The sequence below is a fragment of the Oceanobacillus chungangensis genome, from assembly GCF_003369565.1.
GTDB classification, from domain to species: domain Bacteria; phylum Bacillota; class Bacilli; order Bacillales; family Amphibacillaceae; genus Oceanobacillus; species Oceanobacillus chungangensis.
Genome location: NZ_PIOD01000004.1, coordinates 1 through 25,678, shown reverse-complemented (window position 1 = coordinate 25,678; position 25,678 = coordinate 1). Strand labels below are relative to the sequence as shown.

Annotated in this window: 29 protein-coding genes; 5 read left to right on the top strand and 24 right to left on the bottom strand. The window is 37.0% G+C overall.

What is annotated here, in order from left to right:
• Positions 1 to 3 precede the first annotated feature (3 nt).
• From CWR45_RS03450 to CWR45_RS03405, 10 genes are all read right to left on the bottom strand, one after another.
• Positions 4 to 1,284: a C40 family peptidase gene (locus CWR45_RS03450; protein WP_115748411.1), complete on the bottom strand. Its 1,281-nt coding sequence runs from the start codon at positions 1,282 to 1,284 to the stop codon at positions 4 to 6.
• Positions 1,285 to 1,578: 294 nt separating this feature from the next.
• Positions 1,579 to 2,211 (bottom strand): response regulator, encoded by a 633-nt coding sequence (locus CWR45_RS03445; protein WP_115748410.1) that lies wholly within the window; start codon positions 2,209 to 2,211, stop codon positions 1,579 to 1,581.
• Positions 2,204 to 3,256, bottom strand: coding sequence for a sensor histidine kinase (locus CWR45_RS03440; RefSeq protein ID WP_115748409.1), 1,053 nt, complete (start codon positions 3,254 to 3,256; stop codon positions 2,204 to 2,206). Before CWR45_RS03440 ends, CWR45_RS03445 begins: the two co-directional genes overlap by 8 nt.
• Positions 3,253 to 3,981, bottom strand: a complete 729-nt coding sequence (gene liaF / locus CWR45_RS03435; RefSeq protein WP_115748408.1) for a cell wall-active antibiotics response protein LiaF — start codon at positions 3,979 to 3,981, stop codon at positions 3,253 to 3,255. Before liaF ends, CWR45_RS03440 begins: the two co-directional genes overlap by 4 nt.
• A 94-nt stretch (positions 3,982 to 4,075) precedes the next feature.
• Positions 4,076 to 4,711 carry a PspA/IM30 family protein gene (locus CWR45_RS03430; RefSeq protein WP_115748407.1) on the bottom strand — a complete coding sequence of 212 codons (636 nt, stop codon included), beginning with the start codon at positions 4,709 to 4,711 and terminating at the stop codon, positions 4,076 to 4,078.
• A 310-nt stretch (positions 4,712 to 5,021) separates the two neighbouring features.
• Positions 5,022 to 5,375, bottom strand: a complete 354-nt coding sequence (locus tag CWR45_RS03425) for a lmo0954 family membrane protein (protein ID WP_115748406.1) — start codon at positions 5,373 to 5,375, stop codon at positions 5,022 to 5,024.
• Between the two features lie 591 nt (positions 5,376 to 5,966).
• Positions 5,967 to 6,578: a DedA family protein gene (locus CWR45_RS03420; protein ID WP_115748405.1), complete on the bottom strand. Its 612-nt coding sequence runs from the start codon at positions 6,576 to 6,578 to the stop codon at positions 5,967 to 5,969.
• Between the two features lie 112 nt (positions 6,579 to 6,690).
• A complete protein-coding gene (locus CWR45_RS03415) occupies positions 6,691 to 7,704 on the bottom strand; it encodes an LLM class flavin-dependent oxidoreductase (RefSeq protein WP_115748404.1) in 1,014 nt (337 codons plus the stop codon).
• Positions 7,705 to 7,768: 64 nt separating this feature from the next.
• Positions 7,769 to 8,824 carry a M42 family metallopeptidase gene (locus CWR45_RS03410; protein ID WP_211315925.1) on the bottom strand — a complete coding sequence of 352 codons (1,056 nt, stop codon included), beginning with the start codon at positions 8,822 to 8,824 and terminating at the stop codon, positions 7,769 to 7,771.
• 72 nt (positions 8,825 to 8,896) lie between these two features.
• A complete protein-coding gene (locus CWR45_RS03405; RefSeq protein ID WP_115748403.1) occupies positions 8,897 to 9,484 on the bottom strand; it encodes a DUF1836 domain-containing protein in 588 nt (195 codons plus the stop codon).
• 142 nt (positions 9,485 to 9,626) lie between these two features.
• Here CWR45_RS03405 and trhA point away from each other — a divergent pair, with 142 nt between their 5' ends.
• Positions 9,627 to 10,274 carry a PAQR family membrane homeostasis protein TrhA gene (gene trhA / locus CWR45_RS03400; RefSeq protein ID WP_115748402.1) on the top strand — a complete coding sequence of 216 codons (648 nt, stop codon included), beginning with the start codon at positions 9,627 to 9,629 and terminating at the stop codon, positions 10,272 to 10,274.
• A 190-nt stretch (positions 10,275 to 10,464) separates the two neighbouring features.
• Entirely contained in the window at positions 10,465 to 11,274 is an 810-nt protein-coding gene (locus CWR45_RS03395) for an alpha/beta fold hydrolase (protein ID WP_115748401.1), read from the top strand.
• A 72-nt stretch (positions 11,275 to 11,346) separates the two neighbouring features.
• Here the strand turns inward: CWR45_RS03395 and CWR45_RS03390 are convergent, their stop codons facing one another.
• The 8 genes from CWR45_RS03390 to larE all read right to left on the bottom strand — a co-directional run bounded on the left by CWR45_RS03390 (position 11,347) and on the right by larE (position 18,584).
• Positions 11,347 to 12,282, bottom strand: coding sequence for a hypothetical protein (locus CWR45_RS03390; protein ID WP_115748400.1), 936 nt, complete (start codon positions 12,280 to 12,282; stop codon positions 11,347 to 11,349).
• 203 nt (positions 12,283 to 12,485) lie between these two features.
• On the bottom strand, positions 12,486 to 12,953 hold the full coding sequence (locus CWR45_RS03385; RefSeq protein WP_115748399.1) for an RDD family protein: 468 nt from the start codon (positions 12,951 to 12,953) through the stop codon (positions 12,486 to 12,488).
• A gap of 18 nt (positions 12,954 to 12,971) precedes the next feature.
• A complete protein-coding gene (sppA, locus tag CWR45_RS03380) occupies positions 12,972 to 13,967 on the bottom strand; it encodes a signal peptide peptidase SppA (RefSeq protein ID WP_115748398.1) in 996 nt (331 codons plus the stop codon).
• Between the two features lie 340 nt (positions 13,968 to 14,307).
• Positions 14,308 to 15,273: a quinone oxidoreductase family protein gene (locus tag CWR45_RS03375; protein WP_115748397.1), complete on the bottom strand. Its 966-nt coding sequence runs from the start codon at positions 15,271 to 15,273 to the stop codon at positions 14,308 to 14,310.
• Positions 15,274 to 15,395: 122 nt separating this feature from the next.
• The gene (gene larC2 / locus CWR45_RS03370; protein ID WP_115748396.1) at positions 15,396 to 15,860 is read right to left on the bottom strand and encodes a nickel pincer cofactor biosynthesis protein LarC2; all 465 of its coding nucleotides are present in this window, start codon (positions 15,858 to 15,860) and stop codon (positions 15,396 to 15,398) included.
• An 89-nt stretch (positions 15,861 to 15,949) separates the two neighbouring features.
• On the bottom strand, positions 15,950 to 16,696 hold the full coding sequence (gene larB / locus CWR45_RS03365) for a nickel pincer cofactor biosynthesis protein LarB (RefSeq protein WP_115748395.1): 747 nt from the start codon (positions 16,694 to 16,696) through the stop codon (positions 15,950 to 15,952).
• A gap of 50 nt (positions 16,697 to 16,746) precedes the next feature.
• The gene (gene larC / locus CWR45_RS03360) at positions 16,747 to 17,598 is read right to left on the bottom strand and encodes a nickel pincer cofactor biosynthesis protein LarC (protein ID WP_115748394.1); all 852 of its coding nucleotides are present in this window, start codon (positions 17,596 to 17,598) and stop codon (positions 16,747 to 16,749) included.
• A gap of 146 nt (positions 17,599 to 17,744) precedes the next feature.
• Positions 17,745 to 18,584 carry an ATP-dependent sacrificial sulfur transferase LarE gene (larE, locus tag CWR45_RS03355; RefSeq protein ID WP_115748393.1) on the bottom strand — a complete coding sequence of 280 codons (840 nt, stop codon included), beginning with the start codon at positions 18,582 to 18,584 and terminating at the stop codon, positions 17,745 to 17,747.
• A 377-nt stretch (positions 18,585 to 18,961) separates the two neighbouring features.
• Between larE and CWR45_RS03350 the strand changes: the two genes are divergently transcribed.
• Positions 18,962 to 20,266 carry a S8 family serine peptidase gene (locus CWR45_RS03350; RefSeq protein ID WP_115748392.1) on the top strand — a complete coding sequence of 435 codons (1,305 nt, stop codon included), beginning with the start codon at positions 18,962 to 18,964 and terminating at the stop codon, positions 20,264 to 20,266.
• 361 nt (positions 20,267 to 20,627) lie between these two features.
• On the opposite strand, the gene CWR45_RS03345 is transcribed toward CWR45_RS03350, so the two are convergent.
• From CWR45_RS03345 to CWR45_RS03335, 3 genes are read right to left on the bottom strand one after another with little or no spacing between them, the layout of a single operon-like run.
• Positions 20,628 to 20,894 carry a helix-turn-helix domain-containing protein gene (locus CWR45_RS03345; protein ID WP_115748391.1) on the bottom strand — a complete coding sequence of 89 codons (267 nt, stop codon included), beginning with the start codon at positions 20,892 to 20,894 and terminating at the stop codon, positions 20,628 to 20,630.
• On the bottom strand, positions 20,891 to 21,064 hold the full coding sequence (locus tag CWR45_RS03340; protein WP_115748390.1) for a YvrJ family protein: 174 nt from the start codon (positions 21,062 to 21,064) through the stop codon (positions 20,891 to 20,893). The genes CWR45_RS03345 and CWR45_RS03340 overlap by 4 nt, the downstream gene beginning before the upstream one ends.
• Positions 21,057 to 21,695 carry a sigma-70 family RNA polymerase sigma factor gene (locus CWR45_RS03335; RefSeq protein ID WP_115748389.1) on the bottom strand — a complete coding sequence of 213 codons (639 nt, stop codon included), beginning with the start codon at positions 21,693 to 21,695 and terminating at the stop codon, positions 21,057 to 21,059. The genes CWR45_RS03340 and CWR45_RS03335 overlap by 8 nt, the downstream gene beginning before the upstream one ends.
• 673 nt (positions 21,696 to 22,368) lie before the next feature.
• Between CWR45_RS03335 and CWR45_RS03330 the strand changes: the two genes are divergently transcribed.
• Positions 22,369 to 22,695, top strand: a complete 327-nt coding sequence (locus CWR45_RS03330; RefSeq protein ID WP_115748388.1) for a four-helix bundle copper-binding protein — start codon at positions 22,369 to 22,371, stop codon at positions 22,693 to 22,695.
• Between the two features lie 153 nt (positions 22,696 to 22,848).
• Here CWR45_RS03330 and CWR45_RS20440 read toward each other — a convergent pair whose 3' ends face one another.
• The 3 genes from CWR45_RS20440 to CWR45_RS03320 form a co-directional block, all read right to left on the bottom strand.
• Complete coding sequence (locus CWR45_RS20440; protein WP_425453591.1) at positions 22,849 to 23,100, bottom strand: hypothetical protein; 252 nt, start codon at positions 23,098 to 23,100, stop codon at positions 22,849 to 22,851.
• Positions 23,006 to 23,395, bottom strand: a complete 390-nt coding sequence (locus tag CWR45_RS20435) for a hypothetical protein (RefSeq protein WP_425453593.1) — start codon at positions 23,393 to 23,395, stop codon at positions 23,006 to 23,008. Before CWR45_RS20435 ends, CWR45_RS20440 begins: the two co-directional genes overlap by 95 nt.
• Before the next feature lie 90 nt (positions 23,396 to 23,485).
• The gene (locus CWR45_RS03320) at positions 23,486 to 24,337 is read right to left on the bottom strand and encodes an aldo/keto reductase (protein WP_115748386.1); all 852 of its coding nucleotides are present in this window, start codon (positions 24,335 to 24,337) and stop codon (positions 23,486 to 23,488) included.
• A 207-nt stretch (positions 24,338 to 24,544) separates the two neighbouring features.
• Between CWR45_RS03320 and CWR45_RS03315 the strand changes: the two genes are divergently transcribed.
• Positions 24,545 to 25,453, top strand: a complete 909-nt coding sequence (locus CWR45_RS03315; protein ID WP_115748385.1) for an AraC family transcriptional regulator — start codon at positions 24,545 to 24,547, stop codon at positions 25,451 to 25,453.
• The last annotated feature ends 225 nt before the right edge of the window (positions 25,454 to 25,678 follow it).

Genomic DNA, 25,678 nt, shown 5'->3' with positions numbered 1-25,678 from the left:
CTATTATCTTACTACACTACGAACATGACCAGAGAAATGATCTTTCCAGTAACCAGATGTCATATCGGCAACATCTAATCCTGAATCTTGAGAACCGATAAATTTACCGCCACCAAGGTAAATTCCTACATGACCGTTTGTTTTATACGTATTAAAGAATACGATATCTCCTGGTTGCATGTTACTTGCTGAAACTTTAGTTCCTGTGCTTTGTAACGCTGCCGTACTTGATGGAATTGAAATTCCTGCTTGAGCAAATGCCCATGATACAAATCCTGAACAGTCAAAGCCGCCTGGTCCTTTACCACCCCATACATATGGTGTACCAATGTGAGCAAATCCTGCGTTAATTGCTATATCAATATTTCCACCACCTGTTGAACGTGACGGTGTATTATTTGTTGATTTCTCTTTTGTTGATTTCTCTTTTGTTGATTTCTCTTCCGTTGCTTTTTGCTCTGTTACTTTTTCATTATCAGCAGTGTCTACTGTACTAACAGCTTGAATTGGTTGTGAAGCCGCATCAATACTTTGTTTCACTTCAGCCTCTAATGATGCTAGATTACTATCTTCTATTTTTAATTCTGCTACTAATGTAGCTAATTCAGCTTCTTTATTGTTTAATTGAGCTTTTTTATCTTCATTTTGTTGCTTTTGTTCATTAATCACAGCTTGCATACCTTCAAGTTCAACCTTCAAGCTGTTTAATTCTTCTAACTTATCTAAAACAGTATTTTGTTTTTCTTCTACTGCTTTTTTATCGTTTTCTTGTTTTTCCATTAATGCTGCGTCAGATTCAGCAATTTGATTAACTGCTGATACACGGCTAAGAAAATCTCCAAAGCTTTGAGAACCAAAGATTACTTCTAAGTAGCTAATAGATCCACCTGATTGTTGATAGGAAATTGCACGTTCTTTAAGAATATCAAAACGTTTTTCAATCGCAGCTTCTAGCTCCGCTATTTCCTCTTCAAGCTTATTCACTTGCGATTCCTTTGCTTTAATATCATTACCTGTTTGGCTAATCATATTATTATTTTCTTTTAATGCATCATTAACCTTTGTAATTTCTTTATTCAATTTTTCAAGCTCAATCATAACATCTGCAATTTCTGCTTCTGCATCAGAAAGGTTTGCTTTTAACTCATTACGATCATCTTGAATTTGCGCTTGTTTGGCTTCTAAGTTACTTACTGTTTCAGCATGGGTTGTTTGTGCACCAAAAAATGAACTGCCAATTCCAACCACTGCCGCTGCGGTTACTGTAATCAATACTTTATTCAATTTGAAGATCCTCGCTTCCTTAATTACATTACCGCAAAACGCTCTATGTATGTATATCTGTCTGTTTTAATTTGCAGTTATGTTATCTATGTATTTTATGAGTATATTTATCTACACAAGACGCATTATAGCATCCAAAAATGACATAAGTATTATAGAAATATTACAGTTATGTTTCAAAAGCGACATATTTCACCTTTATAATAAAAAAAACTGCTTATTCTCAAAATGGAAATAAGCAGTTATTTGTATTATCTTGTAGTTTAATTAAAAGTTAATTACGTATTCTAATCATTATTTTACAAGATCATGTTTAAAGGCGTAAATTACAGCCTGCGTTCGGTCTTGTACTTCCAGCTTTCCTAATACATTACTCACGTGGACTTTTACCGTTTTCAATGCGATATAGAGCTGATCTGCTATTTCTTGATTCGAATTTCCTTGTGCAATTAGTAATAGGATTTCCATTTCACGTTCTGTTAATTGATCATGCAAATTCACTTCTGGCTTTTCCCGCATTTTTGTCATAATCTTTCCTGTTACTTCTGGTTCCAGTATCGACTGTCCGCCATAAGTTGCACGAATGGCTTTTGCAATTTCTTCAGCTTTGGACGTCTTTAACATATAACTTGTTGCACCTGCTTCAAGGGCTGGATAAACCTTTTCATCATCAAGAAAACTAGTGACAATAATAATTTTCGCTTCCGGCCATTGTTCAATAATCTTTCTAGTTGCTTCAATTCCATCCATTTCCTTCATCACTAAGTCCATCAAGATAATATCCGGTTTTAATTCCAAAGCAAGCGCTACTGCCGGTGCTCCGTCATCAGCCTCTGCTACAATTTCAATATCCGGCTGTGCAGAAAGATAGGCTGATACCCCAATTCGAACCATCTCATGATCATCTGCAAATAAAACTTTAATCACTGCTATTTTCCTCCTTCCGCAATACAGGAATCTTCACTTCTAATTTGGTCCCTTCATTTGGTACACTAATAACTTTAAACGTTCCGCCAACCTCATATGCCCGTTCTCGCATATTTTGCATGCCATATGAACTTGTTTTCACTTGATCTAAATTAAAACCAATTCCATTGTCTTCAACCCGTAAGATGACAGTTTCATCTCGTTCTATTAATAGAACGTGTAAAAGTGTAGCTTTTGCATGTCTTAATGTGTTCGATAATGACTCCTGTAAAATACGGAAAAGCTGGTCCTCAACCCCTTTATCAACACGAAATCCCTCAACTTTTGCATCAATTTCCATCGGCACTTTTTGTGTAAGTTCTAATAATAGCTCTTCTACGCCTTGCTTAAGAGATTTGCCTTTTAACGCAACAGGACGTAGATGCAGGAGTAAAGCTCGCATTTCAAGCTGGGATTGATGAATCATTTTCTCCACCATTCGTAATTGTTGTTTAAATTTCTCATCTTGAGGGGCTTTCATTTCATTAATTGCTGACATCATCATTGATGCGGCAAATAATTGCTGACTCACTGAGTCATGTAATTCTCGCGCTAGACGATTCCTTTCCTGAACAACAATTTCCTGGAGACTAACCTCTCGTTCGCGAGCACGTTCAGTCGCTAGCCGTTGTGCATGTTCTGCTTGATTTCTGAATTTTTCCTGAATCTGGTACATTCGCTCTTGAATACTATCAAGCTCTTTATAGGTTTCATCATCTGCTGATAGCTTTTGTCCTTTGACGAGTTCGTCTAGTTTACGATCGATTTGGTACAGACGCTCTTTCCAATACCAGCCAGTAGCAATTCCTATAATGGTTCCAAAAGAGATAACAATTCCTATCACAGTAACCAGATAAGATACATCGCCAATTCGTTGCTGCCAGATTATTGACCAGCCGTCTGGGAAATCTAAGGAAAAAGCTATAAAAGTCAACCCAATCAACATTGCCGCAAGAAGCAAGCTGCAGATAACCGTTGAAATAATATGTCGAATAATCGTATTCATACCCGCTTCACCTCAAGATCCCCAGAGAATAATGAAGTCACAATTTTCACTCGAGGTTGTGCGGTATCATAGCCTTTCGTTTGATATAGAATAGTTTTATTCATTAGCTTCCAGTGATGCTTACCTAAAATATGCACACGACCAAAAATTGAGCTATGTGAAATACTTACTTCCACTTCATATGGGACATAAATTTCAATATTCCCTACGAGGTGACGAATAGAGATAACCGCAGTATCATTAGGTAGCACTGTATTACTTAAATCGATCAGCCGATCACCGAATGCGCCGTGAATATTCACGTCACGCCACTGATATGCTGTATCTTCTGTTTTCTGATCATCAAACAGCTTATGATTAAACAACGGCTTCATTTCCATAAGTGTCTCTTGCCTTATTTCTCCGCCTGGGAGAATCGGTTCAAGATGGTCAACATCTTTTTTCGTTTTAGAATAATTAATAACAAATAAAATAATTGCAGTAATGATTAAAAATCTGACTGCAAGCAAATTCAGTACGGCCAATACGAGGCTAACAAGGGCGAGCCAAAATATTATTTTCCCCCATAATTTATAAAAATATTTCCAGCCAATATATATAAATAACCCAGAAAATAAAGCCGAAAAGATACTTCCCCCATAGAAAAAAACCATTTCAAAAATAAAGAGTATCACTCCAATGATCAATATCCAGTTAAAAGTATCTGTTGTAAGTCGTTTGAACATGAAGTGATCCTCCTCTAGTATGTAATAAGTACAGGCACACAACAAGCGCCTGTACTGTAGTATATCATGGTTTCCTTTTTTTCTGCACTACGAATTAGTTAGCTTTTTCTTGCTCGCTTAGTTCTTTTTCTAACTTAGCGATTTTACTATCGAACGTGCTCTTATAGTATGCACTATTTACTTTATATTCCAATCCCTCAATATATCTTTCCATTTCTGCAAATTTCGAGAAAGGCTTATCCGAAACTTCCTCTACAACTCGGTTGATCTGATGATTCGCATGTGCAATGTTTTCCCGACCCATTAATTCCATCCGGCGTAAATGCATGTCTTTTAAGCGATGTTTCATTTCCTCATATTTCTGCTCAAGTGAATCTAATTGTTCTGTTGCCTCTTCACGACAAGCCTTCATTCGGTCCGCACGTCCTTGGTACTCCTCATATTCCTTCAGTGCAAATGCATGCATGTCAGCCTCGTCAGCTTTTTCTGCAATCCCAGCTTGTTTCAAGCGTTTGTCAGCAAGATCCTGTGCTTTCATAAATTCCTTTGTAAATTCATCTTTCAATTTGTATTGGCGATCGATTAGCTTACGAACCTTTTCCTTCTCCTGTTCGCTTTGACGCAAATACTGATTCAAAGCTGCAATTGGATTCTTTTGTTCCTTCTTGTCAAGCATATTATGAAGATCAGCCTCGATTGAATTTTTCATACGTGTAAAAATGTTTGTCATTGTTATTCGCTCCTTTTATCAAAATAAATAGTTTAAAATTTGACTGAATTATTTCTTATGCTGGAACAGCCACGTCCAGCTCCAGCGCCCATGCTCCTAGCGAGACTTCCCTCACCTTCGTACGATAAATTTGTCGAATGGTTACACATGAGGCTTAGTCGCACTTATATCCTTGTAGTGTAAGTCAAAATTCGCTGACGATTTCAAAACCTTACCTTTATCTCCTACGAAGGAATGTTTGACACGTCGAACCACCCTTAATGCGGGGCGAAGTCCGTACACGGCACAAACCGACGCTACGCTTTTGCTCTTAGTTATTTAACTCTGCCCATTGACGTTCAAAATTTGTAAATGGATCATCATCTTCCACAACACTTACAACTGGGTCATTGTCTTCCTTATTCCAATTCTTAACGATGTAGTATAGGGCAACTGCTGCCGCTAAACCTATCACTGAAAATACATTTGAAATTCCGATGCTTAAGATAATTAATGCTAGGATTACCCAGCCAATCTTAGCTGCTACAGAATCGGTTTTCACAAACTTTTTAAAGACAATATAAAGTAACCAAACGCTGAGGCCTAGTAAAACCATCGGTCCAAGATTCGCGAGCAAAATCACCAGGGCAACTAACCCTCCAATAAACAATAGAAATTTTCTCATTTTCATTTGCCTCCTTTCGTTATCTTGATTTAATCTTATCGTGTTATATGATTTTGGATAATGAGCTTAAGGAATATTTTCTGCTAGGACTTAAGGCGTATTATAAGGTAGAACATGAGGTATAGTGTCTGGGGTTAATCTGTTTAGGTAGAGGGCGGATTAGCCTGCGGTGCTCGTGCTGATATTCCCTGGATCCTGCTGATTTATTTTTCCTCATGCTGATATTCCCTGGATCATGCTGATTTACTTTTCCTCATGCTGATATTCTCTAGATCCTGCTGATTTATTTTTCCTCGTGCTGATATTCTCTAGCTCCTGCTGATTTATTTTTCCTCGTGCTGATATTCTCTAGCTCCTGCTGATTTACTTATCCTCGTGCTGATATTCTCTAGCTCCTGCTGATTTATTTTTCCTCGTGCTGATATTCTCTAGATCCTGCTGATTTACTTATCCTCGTGCTGATATTCTCTAGCTCCTGCTGATTTATTTTTCCTCGTGCTGATATTCTCTAGCTCCTGCTGATTTACTTATCCTCGTGCTGATATTCTTCTTTTAATAGGCACAAAAAAAGGCGACCATTCAGGTCAGCCTTTATTTCCTTTTTCTTAGCTTTCTAATATAGAGCACGACCAAGATTATACCAGTGATTGCGATAATTGCATAAGCAATACTAGAATATAAATCCATGAATCCGAGAATATTTTCCCAATTTGCCCCAAGCATAACTCCAGCATAGATTAAAATTAGATTCCAAATTATCGTTCCTATCGTCGTGAATAAAAGGAAAAGTCCAAATTTCATGTTTGACATCCCAGCTGGAATGGATATTAGACTTCTAATTAACGGAATCATTCTGCAAAATAAGACTGTCCAATAACCATATTTATCAAACCATGCATCTGCTTTATGTATATCTTCTTTTTTAATACGAAGGATGTGTCCCCAGCGATCCACGATTTTTTCTAAGGTTTCTACATCAATCATCAAACCAATTCCATAAAGTATAATTGCTCCCAGGATTGAACCAGCAGTCGCGGCAATAACAACTCCAAATACAGTAAGATCCGAATTTGTCGTCATAAACCCACCGAACGGAAGAACGATCTCAGATGGTATTGGTGGAAATACATTTTCTAATGCCATCATTAGGAATATCCCAAGATAGCCAAATTGCTCCATAATATCAGTTACCCAAGCTTGCATACTAACCTCCATATTTAAATAAATAGTTTGTCCATAATAAGTATAGTTTATCACATAAATTATTATGAGTTATTTCTACAGAAAAAGAAAGTTTAATTTCGTTAACAAACGTTCAGCCTAAATATCCTTTTTGTGTATCTGCTAAATCAAACGCTTCGGCAATTAGCTGATAAGATTTTCTCCTTGCCTCATAATCATGTGTATTCGTAACAATCATCATTTCATCCGTCTGATATGCTGCTTGAAGTTCCTCCAATTTCATTCGAACTTCTTGGGGAGTTCCAATAATCTGTTTCTCTTTCATCTTTTCAATCATCACTAGCTCTTCATCATTAAAAATATAATCATGTGCTTCCTCAATCGATGGAACACCATCCTTACTTTCCCCTTTATTTTGTTGCACCCTCCAAAGTAAATTACTTAAAGCTATCTCTTCGGCTGCTTCCGTTGTTTCTGCACAAATTACTGAAACTGTAACAATCACTTTCGGTGTCCCTTGCTTAAAATTGTCGCGATACGTTTTTACAATAGAGTGTCCATCTTGATCACTCATGAAATGACCAAACACATAGGCCATTTCTTTTTCTGCAGCTAATATTGCACTTCTTTTACTAGTCCCTAAAAGCCATGGGACAGGAGCAAGCACCGGCATAGGCGCAGCAGACACTTTCGAAAATAAATGATCGTCAGGAAAATCACGATGTAAAAAGTGATCTAGCTCATCTAATAGTGCTGGCATTTTTTTTACTTGTTCAAGGAAGTTCCCAGCTAGAGCGATTGATACTTCTGCCGATCCACCTGGTGCCCTGCCAAGACCGATATCGACACGACCCGGATACATTGTAGCCAGCAGATTATACCTCTCCGCAATATTGAATGGCTTATAATTTGGCAATAAGACTGCACCAGAACCAATTCGAATGCGTTCCGTCTTAGAGCCAATAATGCCTAACAGAATATCTGGAGCTGGAGAGGCTAGGCCTTTTAAGTCATGATGCTCAGCAACCCAATATCTTGTGTAGCCTAATTTATCGGCAAGCTTTGCTAGTTCAATTGTCGCTTCTAATGCTTCTCTCGCTGTATTCCCACTAGAGACCGGTGCTTGATCCAATATACTAAGTTTCATGCTCTACATCCCTTCATCTATAGGAAAAGAACCTACCTTTTAAAAGGTAAGTTCATCATTCTAATTAAATAGATACCATGGAAGATTGTACGTAATGATACAGTAATTTTTCCGTATTCAAAAGTGATTCTTCATGGGTTCTTTCGAATGCGTGTGAAGAATCGATTCCTGGTCCAATTAAACCGTGAACAATATCATGGCCAGCACGGATTGCTGCCGAAGCATCGGAACCATAATATGGGTAAATATCTAATTTATAGCCAAGCTTATTTTCCACTGCTAATTCCACTAGGTTTTTACGTAATTCATAATGATACGGACCACTGGCATCCTTTACACAAATGGAAACTGTGTATTCATCTGTTGATTGACCATCTCCCATTGCTCCCATATCTACTGCTAAATATTCGATTGTTTCTGGTGTAATATTTGAATTACCACCATAACCAATTTCTTCATTATTAGAAATTAGAAAATGTGTTGTATATGGAAGAGCGACTTTTTCTTCTTTCAATCGCTTCATTAGCTGTAATAGGATTGCAACGCTAGCTTTATCATCTAGATGACGTGACTTAATAAAGCCGTTATCTGTTAATTCCACACGAGGGTCAAAAGAAACAAAATCACCCACTTCAATGCCAAGAGCTCGTATATCTTCTGCGTTTTCTACCCTAGCATCGATACGGACCTCCATATTCACTTGGTCACGTTTCGCATCCCCAGCATCTTTATAAACATGCACGGAAGTTTGATGCATTAAGATTGTGCCGGTAAAAATCTTACCACTAGTAGTATGGATTTCACAATATTCTCCCTCAATCGAGTTGTAGCGAAATCCGCCAATCAAATCGAGACGCAATCGACCATTCGGCTTCACTTCTTTCACCATTGCTCCTAAGGTATCGACATGAGCAGTCAACATCCGATGTTCTTGGTTATTTTCTCCTGGCAATGTTGCAATTAATCCACCTTTACGATTGCGCTTCGTTTCGACATGTATTTTTTTAAGATAATCCTCAACAAATTGAATAACCTTTCCAGTCTTTCCAGATGGACTAGGTATTGATACTAATTGTTTAATTAAATCTTTGGTTTCGTTCACTTTTGGATATGTAGTCAATTTAGTTTCTCCTCTCAAAACGCTGTCTCTATTTTATCGCTACTAGTAATAGTAAACAAGAAATCAACTTAACTAGTCTCTTTTCGCTTGAGGCTCTTTCATGCCATCAATAATTTTTTCTGCTGCTCTGCGGTATAAATTACTCATATTTGCAAATGAGGCAACTAATAATAATTGCTGAAAATATTCAGCATCTATATTTTCTTGCTCCGCTATATCTGGGAAGATTTCTTGATTTAATGCCATACTATCATCAAGAAAACGTGCAACATTATTTTCTGCTAATATTAGATAACGATCATATAGCTTTTCTATGTTGAATTCCTCTTCCTCTAATATTTTTTCATTTAGTGTCTGTAGGCTTTTTTTAATATCATTAATTGATAATGCACTCTTCATTTGATAAATCATACTAATCAACATGATATGTTCTTTTGTATATTTTTTATTTTTAATCGGAAAAAATAACTTGCCCTTTGCATAATTATTAACCATTGTTTTTGTTAATATTTTTTCATCGTCATTTCTTTTTGTCGGTGCAAATTTATTCTCAAATAATTGAATCACTTGATCCATATAGAGGTTAATCTCTGGAATGTCCTTAAGTGATAGAGTGGTATCCAAATGCAATTCTTTCATTAATTCATTGATATTTTCCATTATCACCACTCCAATATTCTATTTTAATATGTTCCATTATACGATTAAATTTTCACGATGTAAACATTGACTAGATGGCGAGATACCTATATGATTATCATATAGTATTGGAAACTACTTAAAAATAAAGGTGTTGATTAATTTGAATAATTATATTCGAGAACCGATTAATGGTTTGACACATCTCTTCGGCGCATTATTAGCTGTCGTTGGTCTAGTACTAATGATTATCAAGGCAGCAATTACAACTGAATCAGTTCTAGCGATTACAGCGGTAATTATTTTTGGTGTAAGCATGATTTTATTATATTCCGCTTCTGCTACATATCATATGGTGATTGCTAAGGACCAGGTGATTGCTTGGTTCCGGAGGATTGACCATTCCATGATATTCATTCTCATCGCCGGAACGTACACACCTTTTTGTTTAATCAGTCTAAACGGTACATTAGGTTGGGTTCTTTTCTTTATCGTTAATGGCTTAGCACTGCTTGGTGTAACATTTAAATTAACTTGGTTCCACTCACCGAGATGGTTATCAACAGCAATTTATTTAGGGATGGGCTGGCTCGTTATTTTCTTTACAGGTGAACTCGCACCAACGCTCGGAACTGGTGGAATGGTATTCTTAATTCTTGGTGGATTAGCCTACACCATTGGTGGAATTATCTATGGATTCAAACCGAAGTTCCTTCAATATAAAAATTGGGGATTTCATGAGATTTTTCACATCTTTATTTTAATTGGTAGCTTGTTTCATTTCATTTGTATATATGGATATGTGTTATAGAAGTAATTTAAGGCATGTGTGTTCGATTCAGAACCACATGCCTTTGTTGATAAAACTCACATCGAATTCTCTTTCCTTCCCCCCCATACTAAAGATTCCAGTTTCGACCTTAATTTTTCAAATAAGTTCTTAAACAGCCCCTTCAACTAATAACTATGTAGAGAGTAGATTGTTTAAGGAGGGTGCTGTTTTGGGATATTATGTGAAAGTGGAACCTACCGTAAATATTTTTGTGGAAGATGTGAACCCAACAAGTGAAAAGGTCATCCTCTTTGTTCACGGCTGGCCGGCAAACCATAGATTATTTGAGTATCAGTTTAATATTCTTCCAGGTCAAGGTTATCGTTGTATTGGGATTGACATCAGAGGATTCGGCAAATCGGATAAGCCATGGGATGGATATTCATATGATCGACTTGCTGATGATATTCGTTATGTGGTCGAGACGCTTGGCTTACAAAACTTCACATTAGCAGGACATTCGGTTGGTGGTGCAATTGTGATTCGTTACATGGCTCGGCATCATGGATATGGCGTTGCAAAATTAGCCCTCTTTGCAGCGGCAGCTCCTAGTTTCACAGAACAACCAGGATTTCCTTATGGACTAAAGAAAAGCGATGTTGATCAACTTATTCAACAAACCTATCAAGACCGACCGCAAATGCTTTCTAATTTTACCGAGATGTTTTTCTATCAAAAGCTCACAAAAGCTTTTTCCGATTGGTTTTTCCAGTTAGGGCTTGAAGCGGCGGGTTACGCTACGGTAAGTTTAGCAATATCTTTGAGAGATGAAACCCTATTTAATGATCTTGGTAAAGTTCAGGTTCCTACACTAATCCTTCAGGGCGTGCATGACAGGGTATGTTTACCACCAATTGCATCAGCATTACATCAAGGCATTCGAAATTCAAAGCTCGTGTGGTTCGAAAAAAGTGGACATGGATTGTTTTGGGAGGAAAAAGATAAATTTAACCGGGAATTGCTCAATTTTATCGGATAGTAACAGACTTGATTATAGAATAGGAGGGTTGTCTCCAAAAACATAAGCTGACAACCCTCGTTAGACCTTTAGCTAAGCTATCTCAATTAGTTCCTTTCTCTCTATTTCAATGCTTGTAAGCTCTCTTTCCAGCTCCAGTACTTCAGCTTCAAGTTTATGAATGATACGTCCAACTTTGGCTAATTGATTTCTCGCCTGCTTCAACGAATCTTCAATTCTCCCTTGCACCATCCAATCGGAAATAATATCATCAAAGAAAAAGTCCGCAAACTTTAATAAGCCAGAAATATCGATGTCTATATTGGCAGCCTCATCCACATCGAGTAATTCCTTTTGAAAACGTCGCATACTAGACTGTGCGTTATGAATCGAATTCGCTGCCTCGTCAATATGACTATGCTTAACCATGCTAGCAATTGCTCCACCGCCGAATAAATCAAACGTTCCCCATCCTGATGCACTTTCAAGCGATTTGACTGCATTCTCTAGGTTACCATTCGCAATATTCCCTGCTGTTATTGCTTCATTGAGCTCTGTCAGCATGAGCTGTATATCCCCTGCTAGCTCTGTTAACTCAAATAATTTATTTGCTGAAGCTGAATTGCTATTCTTGATAAATTCTTCCTTTCTTACAAGCAATCGTTCATATTCCATTTCGATATGTGCTAAGTTTTCGATTTTGCGCTCTAATTCTGTAACTGAATGAAAAATTTCTGCTTTCGTATTCTCTGCTTCTTTGAGCTGAAGTTGAACTGCTATGACCTCCTGCTTTTCCTTCGTCAGCTTCTCTTCCTTTGAGCCAAAAAAGGTTTGAAATAAATTAGTAAACCCCACCCGTTCTAGCTTTTTGACATCCTTCATTTCAGCTGTTAACTGTTTTTCTAAGGCAGATATTGCATCCTCAATCACTAATAATTCTTTGCAATAATCCGCCAATTGCAGCTCCCATTTTTGCTTCTGACTAAGGTACCCCTTTATTTTTGCGAGTTGGATATTTAAATTATTCATGCGTTCTCCCCCGATTTGTACTTTCGACTATTCTAATAAAGTGCTGCCTTCAGTAATAGATGGTAATTTGCAAGTACTATCTATTGCAGCAAACACTGGATATTCCCTCATTTTAATACGGTTTACTTCCCAAATAAGTTTCAATTAATAATCAAAATAAAGGCAGCTTAGATATTTATCTAAAGCTGCCTTTATTTTGATTTCTATTGATGTACGACTCTAGTATCGCTAATCATATCATGTATACCTTGCTTCTTACCATCAAACGCAACGACAATATATAATAGTTGCGCAATGAATATAACCCGGTAAAAGAATCTCCCCACCAGCTCACGGAAAACAATATCACTCCACTGTAGTGCTTTAAGGTCTTTACGAATCACCTTTATTCCAAAAATCATTTTACCTAGTGTTTGCCCATAGTATTTTGTCATTAATAAAAAGTATAAATAAAGAACAAGCACACTAATTAATCCCGCTAGAGTCCAATAGCCAAGCTCAATCGGTTTTCCACCGTCGATAAACTTAAGTGGGCTAAGAAGGATTCCATTGATACTAAAAACGATAACCAAATCAGCTAAATATGCCCAAAATCTTATCCAAAAACCTGCATATCTTGTATTATCTGTAAGTGATGCAGCAATATCATATTCCATTTGTTCGTCACTCATAGCAGCATATCATCCTCCTTATCTTGAATATAAGTACATTGCCCTTGGTGCATTTGCTTCCCTAAAAATATTCTCCAGATCAGCTAATTCTGACTGATTGCCGAATACGCTCTGTACTGCTCCACCTAAAAATTTGTTGAATTCAAATCCATTTGTATATTCAATTACAGTCGCATCTGATAAACCTTGTTCCTCTTTCATCATCGCTATTGTGTCATCTAAAGTTCCTAGCTCATCAACCAAGCCATTTTCCTTCGCTTGAGTCCCGGTATAAACTCGTCCATCCCCTAATTCTCTAACAGTTGATTCTGACATACCACGACCATCAACAATTACTTGAACAAATTCACCATATAGCTCATCAATCATCGTTTGAAGAATTGTTCTTTCTCCATCTGTCATTTCACGTGAGGCAGACATAATATCTTTATATTCTCCGCTTTTAATCGTGTTAAAATCAATTCCAAGATTATCTGCAAGCTCTGCATAATTTAATGCTTGCATAATAACGCCAATCGATCCTGTTAATGTGGCCGGATGGGCAACAATTTTATCTGCCGGAGCAGAAATATAATACCCGCCAGATGCAGCAGTATTCCCCATTGATACATATACTGGTTTCTTATAGGTTTGTTGAATCTCCAATACCTTTTCATGAATCTCTGCACTTTCCACAACCCCACCGCCAGGGGTATTCACGTCCATTACAATTGCCTTAATGGATTTATCTTCTCCTGCATGGTCAAGCAAGTCCAAAAATCGTTGATGATTATATGAACCCGTACTCAACAACCCTGGCGCAATGCCTTCCTGAATTACTCCATTCAGTCTGAGCACTGCGATTTTATCCATACTAGTTCCTAGATCAATTACTTCTTCTCCATACTTCCCATTAAACGAATTAAATATAGAATCAAAATCTGTAGTTGCAACGGTTGTACGAATTTGTGAAATAATTGACACGATGAATATTCCAACGGCTATTACTAATGCAATCCAACGTTTCTTATCCAATATGTACACCCCAAGTTAATATTTTTTTAAGAGAAAGGATTATCCATTTTATTCATAATAATTTCGATAAAACTCTCTGCTGTAAATCATGTCATGTAATGCTTTAAAAATCCACAGTAAGACTAAAACAAACTTGTTGAATAACAACCCCTTTCTACTAATTCCAAATAATATTTTCATCCTAATATATTATTTGGTTCCTGTCACTTCCCGAGCTTAGTCGTCGAACATTAGCGAAAAATAAATTGAATGCTCTTACTTACTGAAACCCGTTACTAAAGTATCTATTAGTGGAGCTGCTAGATTAGAACGCTCTCATTGTTTATTTTTATATCAAACCTTAAGGCACAAGGATAATTTTACCTAAGCTCTTTCTGCTTTCTAATAATCGATGTGCTTCAGCACCATCGATTAAATCAAATTTTGTGGGGGTCTTGACTTTTAGTTTTCCTGCTATCATCCAGTCAAATAACTGCTTCGAGCGTATCTTTCTTTCCTCGAATGAAGTTAATACATTCCACAAATCCCCTCCGGTTAGAGTCTTGGATGTATCCATTAACATTCTTGGGTCCACAGGTGTAGGGTCTCCGCCAGACATTCCATAAAATACTACAGTACCACCTATTCTTGTTGCATTAAAGCTAGCTGCTAATGTTGAGCCAACAGATTCATATACAACATCTACACCTTGTCTGTTCGTTATTTCTTTTACTTTTTCTAACCAATCCTCTTCATATAAGCATACATAGTCTGCTCCAGCTTCATACGCTGCTTTGGATTTTTCTAAAGTTGACGTTAGGCCAATCACTTTACCACCTAAATGTTTCCCTATTTGAATCAAATTCTGCCCAACACCACCTGCTGCGGCATGGACAAGAACATAATCGCCTGATTTAATTTGATAACTATCCTTCGTTAAGTATTGCGCGGTCAGCCCCTGTAATAATATAGAGGAGGCAGCTTCATATGTTATCTCATCAGGTAATGGGATTACCTTTTCAATTGGAACAGCAACTAATTCCGCATTTGCATATGGAACATCAGCAAATGCTACCCGGTCACCCACACTTATATTTGATACGCTAGCTCCAACGCTTTCAACAACCCCCGCTCCCTCATATCCCAATATATATGGTGGCTTACCAGCAAGATGATAATTTCCTTTTCTTCTATATATATCCGCAAAGTTCAAGCCAATTGCCTTCATCCGCACTAATATTTCATTTTCCTTTATAATTGGATCTGATATTTCTTGATATTTCAATACATCTGGTCCACCAAACTCCTCAAAAATAAGTGCTTTCATGTCTACCACTCCTGTCATAATTAAATGTTAATTCATTATTTGACATATCATTATACTAAAAGAAGCCATCTGATCTTTCAACTCAACTTACAATTGAGATAGCTTCTTTAATTTACTATGTATTACAATTTCTTCCAAACCGCTTCATACACCTTTTTCAATGGCAAGTTATGAAGTTTTGCAAGTTTACGGCAGTCTTCATACTCTGGCGAACTTTGAAAAACCTTCCCATGATAAATTCCTTGTTTCACGGTCACGTTTCCCCACTCGGTTTCAATCACGATAAATCGTCGCTCCATCCTGTGAACTGTAATCGGATAATAGCGAATCCCTAAAGTTGTTGTTTCCTTCAACAATATTTCTTTCATTTTATCGATTGCTTGAACGGAGCAAAGTAATTGCAGTAGTACTCCAGGTCGATTCTTCTTCATATAGATTGGCGTATAAAATACATCATTCGCTCCTGCATCAAAGAGGAGGTCCATCACATTACCAATCCACTCCCCAGAAATATCATCAAGATTTACTTCCATTTTTATCATTTCATTATCAATATGTTCATGATTTGGCGGATGCTTCGCAGTCATGTTGAATTTTCCCCCTTTCTTCTTAGAAAACTTGATTGTACTTATGTAATTAGAAAGGATTTATCCTTTCCTAACTACCAACATTAATTTCACTTGTTCTTCCTAGCAAGCTGATCAATCAATACAGCACTATAAGCCCCACCGAATCCGTTATCAATGTTTACGACACTTATACCGCTCGCACAGGAGTTTAGCATGGTTAGCAATGCCGACAATCCGTGAAAATTAGCACCATAGCCTACACTAGTCGGTACTGCAATTACCGGATGAGATACAAGTCCACCAACAACACTTGGCAGCGCACCTTCCATCCCCGCCACCACAACGGAAACCGATGCTTTTTGAATTTCTTCGGCGTGATCAAGTAAGCGATGAATTCCCGCTACACCAACATCATAGAATCGCTTCACATTACTTCCGAGTACCTCTGCAGTAATTGCCGCTTCTTCTGCAACACGTAAATCAGATGTACCTGCACAAAGTACCGCGATAAAGCTTTCAGATTTTTCTTGTTTCCCCTCTGATTTCCAATACAAAATTTCCGCTACTGGATGGTAGGTAAACTCTGGATGGACTTCTAGCACCTTGCTCGCCTTTTCATCAGAAATCCTTGTAATTAAAACGTCATTTTGCTTCGCCTTAATTGCCTCAAGGATTGTAATGATTTGTTCCACCGATTTTCCTTCTCCATAAATAATTTCAGGAAATCCTTGCCGTTTCTGCCGATGATGGTCTACTTTCGCAAATCCTAAATCTTCATATGTAGCTAATGCTTTCTTCGCTTCTTCTATCGATAAAGCACCTGCTTGTACTAATTTCAAAATATTTTCCATCAATTTTCCACCCCGTAATTCCTAGTTTCACCGATAATAATTTATCCAATATGCTATTCACCGATCATTACGCGAAGTACATTCGGGTGATTTGGAAAGCTTTTCGTTCCTGCACCATAACCAATTTGCGTAACCTTCATTGCTGGGAATGTGCCGTATTCAGTAGCGAGTACAGCTGCAATTGCTGCTCCAGTTGGTGTTGTAAGCTCTGATTTTAGTTCACTCTTTGCAAGTGGCACGCCACGTAAAATTTCCAATGTTGCTGGAGCTGGTACTGGATATACCCCATGGTCGATATGAATGTGACCTGATCCTGTTGGTACTGGGGCTGATCTAATTTCATCTATTCCAAGCTGTTCAACTAAAATTGCCGTCCCAACAATATCGATGATGGAATCCACTGCCCCAACCTCATGGAAATGAACATCAGCTAATGGCACACCATGAATTTTACCCTCTGCTTCGCCGATTTTTTTAAACATTTTCAATGCCATCTCTTCTACTTTTTCAGAGAATCCTGCTTGTTTAATCAATTGGACAATATCGCGGTAGGCACGGTGATGATGTTCATGACTGTGCGAATGATCATGATTGTGTGTATGACTATGTTCATGATGATGATGACTGCTATGATCATGTGTATGTACATTTTGTTTCCCGTGTTCATGCTTGCTATGATCATGCGTATGATCATAAACCAGTTCATTTCCCAGCACTACATCAAACTTTGTACTCGTGATTCCATTTTTTACAACCTTGCTTATTTTAAGCTCATATTCATCATCTATTTGTAATTTCTTTAATTCGTTTTCTAAATGGGGAAAATCCCCACCTGCATCAAGAAGCGCACCTATTGTCATATCTCCGCTTAAACCAGAAAAACAATCCAAATAAAGAATTTTCATGTCTATTCTCCTTACCTTTTAATGTAACCTTTACAACATTGCATTATAGCAGATAATCGGTTCATAACCTATTATTCAAGTTTCATTCTAAATAGAAAAAAATAACCGGGAAGTGGTACCCTCCCGGCAAAAAATAATGATTTCAATTAAGCATTTACAGCCACTTTTTGTTCTGTTAATTCTGGAAGAACTTCATTCATACTTCCTGAACGGTATCCGCGAAGGTCAACAGATACATAATCGAATCCAAGTGATACGAGTTTGTTTTGAATTTCTTCACGTTTCGTTAATAGATCAGCAATCTTATCTGCAGCAACTTCAATTCTTGCTACATTCTCATGATAACGTACGCGAACAGAAGCAAAACCAATTCTAGCTAGATAAAGCTCAGCTTCATTTACTTGATTTACTTTTTGTTTATCAAGTGCTGTACCATATGGGAATCTTGATGCCAAGCTACATGAAGCAAGTTTATTCCAAACTGGAAGATCTAATTCTTTTGCAAGTTCACGAACTTCTGTCTTATAAATATTTGCTTCCTGTAATACACTGCGAATTCCTTCTTCAGTTCTAGCTTTTAAACCTGGACGGAAATCCGCTTCGTCATCCATAATCATACCGTCTAATACAAATGGATAATCTAATTCTTTCGCTAATTTATTTAAATGTGTGTACAATAATTTTTTGCTGTAATACCAGCTTTCTGGATTATTAGCTACGATATTCGCATCCTCAAGTTCTTTAATTTCCGTCTTAAGAACAGCGACACCCATATCTTCCGCCAATTTAACTGCTGCATCAAATTCAGAATCACGATATAGTTCAGAAGCAACAACAACAGCTAACACTTGATCGCCAAGTTCTTGCTTTGCTCTTTTCAATACTACAGCGCTATCAACACCGCCAGAAAACGCAACCATTACACGGCCCATTTCTTGCAATATTCCACCTAACTGATTATTTTTATTACGAGTTACTTCATTCATTCCATTCACCTCATCTTCCCTAAAATAGGGGAATTTGACCTCTTTATTATTCAATAAAGAATCTAGTAGATTATACTTGATATTTTATTATAGCACTTATTAAACAAAAATACGATAAATGAATCCCTTTTCATTCAACTTCAACATGGAGTACTGCTTTAACTTAGTTTGTAGTAATCATTAGCTGGAGAGTCATATGATTTATTTTTTCTATTTTCTCAGCATCATTTTCTTCATTTAAATATTCTTCACAAATATCCTTCAGCCCCCCATGAAGCAAACTTATCCCTTAAAATAGTTATAACGTTGGATTGTTTTTACTATTCGTAATTGATAATCTATTAATGAAGATAGATTATTATAAAAGGAGGAGTAAAATGAGTAACAGGAAAAAGATATGGTTTGAAGATGTCGAACGTAAACTGGACCCTGGCTTAGTCGAACAATTACGGAATTCTCGAAAAGTAAACAAGAATGTGACAAGCAACAATGAAATCCCCATTATCGTTTATTTGAAAAAGAATTGTAATCAAGACAAAAAAAACGACCTCCTAAAAGTATGTAATGTTGACTCTCAAAACAAACTCGGTAAAGAACTACACAGTATTAATGGTGTAAAAGGCCATTTAACACCTGATAAAATAAAAAAAATTAAAGATCATGAAGCAGTAGATCGGATTTTTTACGACCGGATAGTAACCTCCTATCTCGATATTGCTTGTGAGCAAATTGGAGCTGTCAAAGTGCGAGAACGGCTCGATTTAACTGGAAATGGCGTTACGATTGCAGTAATAGATACAGGGATCCATCCACATGAAGACTTGACGAGTCCTAATAATAGAATTATAGCTTTTCACGATTTGATAAACGGAAAAAGCGAACCGTACGATGATAATGGACACGGAACACATTGTGCTGGAGATGCTGCTGGAAATGGAAGCCTCTCTAACGGAAAATATATAGGTCCAGCACCAGAAGCCTCTATCATTGGAATAAAGGTTCTAGATGAACAAGGAAGTGGCAGACTATCAACGATTATAGAAGGATTGGAATGGTGTATGGATCATAAAGAGGAGTATAATATACGGATTATCTCTCTTTCGCTCGGAGCACCCGCCTATGAATCTTTCAGAGTTGATCCATTGTCAATAGCTGCTCAAGCTGCGTGGCATCAAGGAATTGTTGTATGTGCTGCTGCTGGGAACAGTGGACCTGCTGCATCGACTATCAGTACCCCAGCAATCGACCCATTTATCATTACGGTTGGATCAACTGATGATCAGAACACGTTAGAGCGTACAGATGATATTATAGCAGATTATTCTAGTAGAGGTCCTACAATTGATACCCTGATTAAGCCGGATATTTATGCACCAGGTACAAATATTATCTCCTTGTTAGCTACAGGATCAGCAATTGAATCTCAACTACCGGAGATGATTATCGATGAAAATTATATTCAATTGTCTGGTACATCTATGGCGACACCAATTTGTGCAGGGATCATTGCCCTTATGCTGGAAGCGAATCCGAATCTCAGTCCAAATGATATTAAGAGCATCCTAAAAGCTACTTCTCACCCAACACTTGATGACGTATGGGGATATATTGAAGCTGAAAATGCAGTTGAAATGGCAAAATATTACCTTCAAATTCCAACTGAAGCAGTCCAGGAAAGCTAAACTTAAGGCAAAAGGGAGAACAAAGAGTCCTCCCTTTTGCCTATTTTATACATTGGTCGGAATAGTCATCATCAGAATTTATTTGTTCAAAGGATTTTGGAAGATGGCAGGATTGTTCAACATAAAGATAAGTAGTATAGGCAGTAAGAGCAATTAAGGGGCATAATGCAGCTTTCTTCCCCACCAGGAGATGTGGGGAGACGAAAAGTGAGTTAAACTCGTTTTCTCTAGCATTATGTAGCCGTCCCCTTTAGAAAGGAAACGGGCTATAGAGATAATAATAATCAACGATATAATTTAATTTTGAGCTTTTTAACTCCACTCTAAAAGAAAGTATTTTATTATCACGATTATACATAAGTTACTTTGATTCCGCATACTCTAAGGAGTGTTGTTCTTTTAGAATATCCGCAAATTCCCAAAAACCATAAGTGCTGCTATAGTCGTATTGCCTGACTATCTCTATAATTCTTATTCTAAGTTCCTGGTATAGGTCGACCTGTTCCTGGGGAGATGTTTGTTTCAATGAGGCTCTGATTTTAGGTTCGAATAATCTAAGAACAATTTCCAATGAATCGATATCATTATGCTCTTGAACTTTTTTCGTTAAGTCAATGAGTCGAGTCATGAAATGTCCCTCCTTAATTCATTTATAATATCCGATAAATTTTCTGAATGTTTTTCTAAGCGTTCCATTCTAACCTCATAACGGATTAATAATATTAAAGCCACTACCACCGGAAATCCAACATTACCTACTAATTGTATCATATCAGAAAGAGCAGAAACTTCATTCATATTTTCCCTCCTCTGCTAATAGTTGTTTTTTCAGATTACTTAATGCTTTATTTCTAGTTTTTGAAATGGATTGCTGGGAGACACCTTCTTTAGCAGCTATTTCCGTATCTGTCAAATTGAAAAGATACGATGCTTCTAAAATATATTTCTGTCTGGGTGTGAGGGAACGAATAGCATGATAAAGAGTAAAATTTTCAATAAAACTTTCCAAATGTTGATCGTTTTTTAATGCTTCCTCATCAACAGATAAAGCGTAATTGTCTGCAATAAGATCTACTTTTGATGTGATGATCATCGCATCTTCATTAATTGGCTGGTCCATAATTAATAATTGCCGTTTTCTATACAAGTTAACTTTCTGATCGTAACGAATGGCATATCTCCGCAAATCATTAGACAATTGACTAATTAACCTAATCTCGGCAAGGTGGTCGCGAAACGCCTCGTCTAAAGCCTTTTTAGTATCAAATGTTGAATAGCGGATGGACTGATCCAGCAGAAAGCAATTTTTCTTCGTAAGCAAAAAGGATCGCATTAGATTGTTTTGAAAAATCAACTCATTTTCATCGACAAATTTTCTTGCCCATGTGTATTCACATTGTTCCTCATCAGGACATATTTTTTCTTCCATCCTAATCCTCCTCCCTTCTATCTAATAAAGGCAAAATTAATATCTATGATACAACCTAAAAGAACATCCGTTTCCTATATTATAATTAATATTTCCAATTATTTCTATATATTATATTTTTTAAATTTTTGACGAATGGGTCGTAATTCGGGATAATTAATGACGTTTATAAGGTAACTTGGGGAAATATTACTGAGCTATAAATACTAAATAACCAAGGAAAATATGAAAAGGAAGCATAAAAGGAGTAAAATCAGCTTTAATATACGACAATTAAGCAAAAATAACTATGCTTAAGGCACCTGAAAAAATTTACATTTGTGCCTGTCACTTTCCGGTTTTTGGCAGTTCTTGTCGAAGTATACCGTGTATTCCTTTCACTAGTATCAACTGCTTCATCCACTGATAAGCTCATGCTCATTTACCAATTTACATGGGTTACTATTCCTATAGTGATTTACAAATGTAAGTCGTATCCAACCATTTACCTCCCCACGATCAAACGGGTGATAACCTTCCCCCTCCGCCCATTCAAGCATTCCCTTTTGTTCCCGATGAGTTTCATCTTGATAATTCCGCTGCAGCAAAATAATATTAGATTGCAGTTTAATAAAATATATACTGGGAATTTCATTTAAGTGTAAGGTATTATTAACTAGGAGGGTTTGTGGAAATGTCAGATGAACAACATGATGAACTAATTCAGACTTTGCATGAGTGTATGACTGCATGTAACCACTGCTTCGATGCGTGTTTAAAGGAAGACGATATTAAAATGATGGCAGAATGCATGCGGTTGGATAGAGAGTGCGCAGATGTATGTAATTATTTAGAACAGGCGCTTTTAAGAAACTCACCTTTCATTACTGAGTTGGCTGCTGTTTGTGTTAAGATTTGTGAAGCATGTGGAAACGAATGCAAAAAGCATGATCATGACCACTGCCAAAAATGTGCTGACTCTTGCTTTAAGTGTGCTGAAGCTTGTAAAAGCATTGCTTAATCATGCTTTACAAGAATAATCAAACCTAAGTAAATCGCTCAAAAACGAAATAAATTCGGTTTTGAGCGATTTTATCTTCGGATTAGGAACATTCCTCTTAATAATTTCAAAAATCCCCAATAAAAAGACTATGTGTAACAACATTCACATAGCCTAATTTAAAGGTGGATAACGAAAGAAGCACTCGTTAAAAAAATAAGTAAAGAACAGAGCAATATATAGAATGGAGAACAATAGATAAATTATTCCTTTACATATTATCACACGTTTTTCTATGTTTGATAATTCTTTTCCATCTCTAAGAACCCTTCTATGAAAATGAGTATTTTTTTGTTCGATAAGAGTATATAAAACGATACCTAATCCAAGCATGGTAGCTAGTACAGAGCTTCCCCCATAGCTCATAAGTAGAAGAGGAATTCCTGTTATCGGAAGTAACCCGGAACTTATCCCATTTATTTACAAAACAATCTTCTTGTAAACCTATAATAATTTGCTTACATAATTTTGATATCAATTCCATCTCATTTTTTTTGGAAAAGACTTCCTTCCAGACCAATTTTTCAATTTCTTCAATATTTTTTTCAAGTGAAATCCCCATACTAGAAGCTAGCTTAATAATTAAATCTCTATGGTTGCTTATCACTTTTTCAAACCTTCTTATCGCACCGTTTTCAAATACAGTATTTTTAAAGCTCATAAAATATATTCTTTCAAATGGTTGTTGAGGTGAAAAAACAAAATCCTCTATCAGTTGCAGAACTTAAGGCTGTTGTTCAAAAAAAGAGTATTAAATATCTAATTTACGGGTACCTATCCTATTCACCATTTCAGGGTCTCTATGAGAAAAGAATAAGCTCTCCTTCGTATCTAACGTAGCAATCTTCTCCATATCCTCAATGCTTAGTTCGAAGTCAAAGATATTGAAGTTTTCGACGATTTTTTCCTTACGAACAGACTTTGGAATCGCAACAATGCCTCTTTGTTTCAGCCACCGTAAAGCCACCTGAGCCACGGATTTATTATACTTTTCAGCGATTGATACTAAAATTTTGTTTTGGAAGAAGTTATTTTTACCTTCAGCAAATGGCCCCCAAGACTCAATTTGAACATTATTCTCCTTCATAAAGTTATGACTTTCAATTTGTTGATTGTATACATGTGTTTCGACTTGGTTAACTGCAGGAACAACTTCATTATGAATGATTAAATCGATCAAGCGGTCCGGGTGGAAGTTACTCACTCCGATAGCCTTGATTTGACCTTCATGGTACAATTCCTCCATCGCACGCCAAGAACCGTGAACATCACCAAAGGGCTGGTGAATTAAATACAAGTCCAAATAATCCAATTGAAGTCTTTCCAGTGAATTTGCGAATGCTTTTTTCGTGCTCTCATACCCAGCATCCTGAACCCAGAGTTTAGTGGTAATAAACAATTCCTCTCTCGGTACACCACTACGCTTGATTGCTCTCCCCACTGCTTCTTCATTTATATAAGAAGCTGCTGTATCAATAAGACGATAACCTGCATTTATTGCGTCAAGAACAGCTTGTTCACATTCATTTTCATCATTCATTTGAAATACTCCAAAGCCTAGTATAGGCATCTCAACACCATTGTTCATAATTACTTTTTGCATGTAAAATCCTCCTGTTATTTCATTTTTAAGGAAAAAAACCTAGAATTTGTAGAACTTGTTAATCTACTATTCATTATAATCAATTTGAAAGAAAACCTATAACCTATTCGTGTTCAATGTTAGCCTAATCCTCTATAAGGGCGTTTACAAAACTATATATTACAAATTATAATGTACATACTAATCCCAAGGAGAAGAGGAGAATTTATGCAAGAGAAAACATTAACTCAGCAAACAGAATTAGCTAGAGTCATCGAGCGTCACACAGGTACGAACGGTGTTCACGAGACTGCTATTCCTTCTTTATCTTTTGTTCGGCGTTCTACTGATAAAGATCCTAACTATGGGGTTTATAAGCCATCCCTTTGCATTACTGCTCAAGGTGTGAAAGAAGTGTCGGTGGGAATGGAGGACTATAAATACGGTCCTGGAGATTACCTTGTTGCATCTGTCGACTTACCTGCTACAAGCCAAATCATCGAGACATCTTCTGAAAATCCTTATTTAGGATTTATACTAGAACTTTCGGTTGACCAAATCTTGGGAGTTATGGGTGATGTCAACTTTTCATATGCTTCAGAAGGGAATCCAAGTCGGGGCATGTTTGTCAGCAAACTAAATCCATCTTTGTTGGATGCAGTAGCGAGGTTAGTTCGACTTTTAGATACTCCCGATGATATTCCTACACTTGCTCCTCTGTTCACAAAAGAGGTGATTTATAGAGTTCTGAAGGGGGAACATGGTGATACGCTAAAGAAAATTGTAATAAAAGGCAACAGTGCTTATCACATTAAAAATGCCATCCAACTAATAATGACTAACTATGATAAACTTTTTAAGGTTGAAGAGCTTGCAGAAACAGCCAATATGAGCGTGTCCTCGTTTCATAAGCATTTTAAAGAAGTAACTGCAATGAGCCCTATCCAGTTTCAAAAACAATTAAAACTACGGGAAGCTCGTCGTCTGTTATTATCTGAGTCCGCCGATGCCACTGCAGTGGCATATCGTGTAGGCTATGAAAGCCCATCGCAATTCAGCCGTGAATATTCACGAATGTTTGGCTTTCCTCCAATAGAAGATATGAAGCGGCTTAGGGAGAACTTGACCACAGGATAAACGCTTAGCCGAAAGTCTTGATAAAAGTTAATTATGTAGAAGCTAATGCCGATTTTCAGTAGTGGAGGTCGGCTTTTTTTCTATACCTTGTGACAGATTGTACTTAAACTAAACTGCCCCTTTAGTTAAAAAAGACCGCCGTAGGTGCTTACCCCTATAAGTTAGAGTTTTTATTATGCAGCTGATTGGGTTGATTGAGTTCGGTAATCGACTGGACTTAATCCA

Bases quoted from the DNA above. Each gene is read 5' to 3' on its own strand.
- CWR45_RS03440 (WP_115748409.1), bottom strand. From the start codon at position 3,256: ATGAATACGATTATTCGACATATTATTTCAACGGTTATCTGCAGCTTG.
- CWR45_RS03420 (WP_115748405.1), bottom strand. From the start codon at position 6,578: ATGCAAGCTTGGGTAACTGATATTATGGAGCAATTTGGCTATCTTGGG.
- larC (WP_115748394.1), bottom strand. From the start codon at position 17,598: ATGAAAATTCTTTATTTGGATTGTTTTTCTGGTTTAAGCGGAGATATG.
- CWR45_RS03330 (WP_115748388.1), top strand. From the start codon at position 22,369: ATGTCAGATGAACAACATGATGAACTAATTCAGACTTTGCATGAGTGT.
- liaF (WP_115748408.1), bottom strand. From the start codon at position 3,981: ATGTTCAAACGACTTACAACAGATACTTTTAACTGGATATTGATCATT.
- larC2 (WP_115748396.1), bottom strand. From the start codon at position 15,860: ATGACTGCGAAGCATCCGCCAAATCATGAACATATTGATAATGAAATG.
- CWR45_RS03335 (WP_115748389.1), bottom strand. From the start codon at position 21,695: ATGGAAGAAAAAATATGTCCTGATGAGGAACAATGTGAATACACATGG.
- CWR45_RS20440 (WP_425453591.1), bottom strand. From the start codon at position 23,100: ATGAGCTATGGGGGAAGCTCTGTACTAGCTACCATGCTTGGATTAGGT.
- CWR45_RS03430 (WP_115748407.1), bottom strand. From the start codon at position 4,711: ATGACAAACATTTTTACACGTATGAAAAATTCAATCGAGGCTGATCTT.
- CWR45_RS03415 (WP_115748404.1), bottom strand. From the start codon at position 7,704: ATGAAACTTAGTATATTGGATCAAGCACCGGTCTCTAGTGGGAATACA.
- CWR45_RS03320 (WP_115748386.1), bottom strand. From the start codon at position 24,337: ATGCAAAAAGTAATTATGAACAATGGTGTTGAGATGCCTATACTAGGC.
- CWR45_RS03390 (WP_115748400.1), bottom strand. From the start codon at position 12,282: ATGAATAATTTAAATATCCAACTCGCAAAAATAAAGGGGTACCTTAGT.
- CWR45_RS03350 (WP_115748392.1), top strand. From the start codon at position 18,962: ATGAGTAACAGGAAAAAGATATGGTTTGAAGATGTCGAACGTAAACTG.
- CWR45_RS03405 (WP_115748403.1), bottom strand. From the start codon at position 9,484: ATGGAAAATATCAATGAATTAATGAAAGAATTGCATTTGGATACCACT.
- CWR45_RS20435 (WP_425453593.1), bottom strand. From the start codon at position 23,395: ATGAGCTTTAAAAATACTGTATTTGAAAACGGTGCGATAAGAAGGTTT.
- CWR45_RS03340 (WP_115748390.1), bottom strand. From the start codon at position 21,064: ATGAATGAAGTTTCTGCTCTTTCTGATATGATACAATTAGTAGGTAAT.
- larE (WP_115748393.1), bottom strand. From the start codon at position 18,584: ATGAATGAAGTAACTCGTAATAAAAATAATCAGTTAGGTGGAATATTG.
- CWR45_RS03345 (WP_115748391.1), bottom strand. From the start codon at position 20,894: ATGACTCGACTCATTGACTTAACGAAAAAAGTTCAAGAGCATAATGAT.
- CWR45_RS03385 (WP_115748399.1), bottom strand. From the start codon at position 12,953: ATGAGTGACGAACAAATGGAATATGATATTGCTGCATCACTTACAGAT.
- CWR45_RS03425 (WP_115748406.1), bottom strand. From the start codon at position 5,375: ATGAGAAAATTTCTATTGTTTATTGGAGGGTTAGTTGCCCTGGTGATT.
- CWR45_RS03315 (WP_115748385.1), top strand. From the start codon at position 24,545: ATGCAAGAGAAAACATTAACTCAGCAAACAGAATTAGCTAGAGTCATC.
- CWR45_RS03375 (WP_115748397.1), bottom strand. From the start codon at position 15,273: ATGAAAGCACTTATTTTTGAGGAGTTTGGTGGACCAGATGTATTGAAA.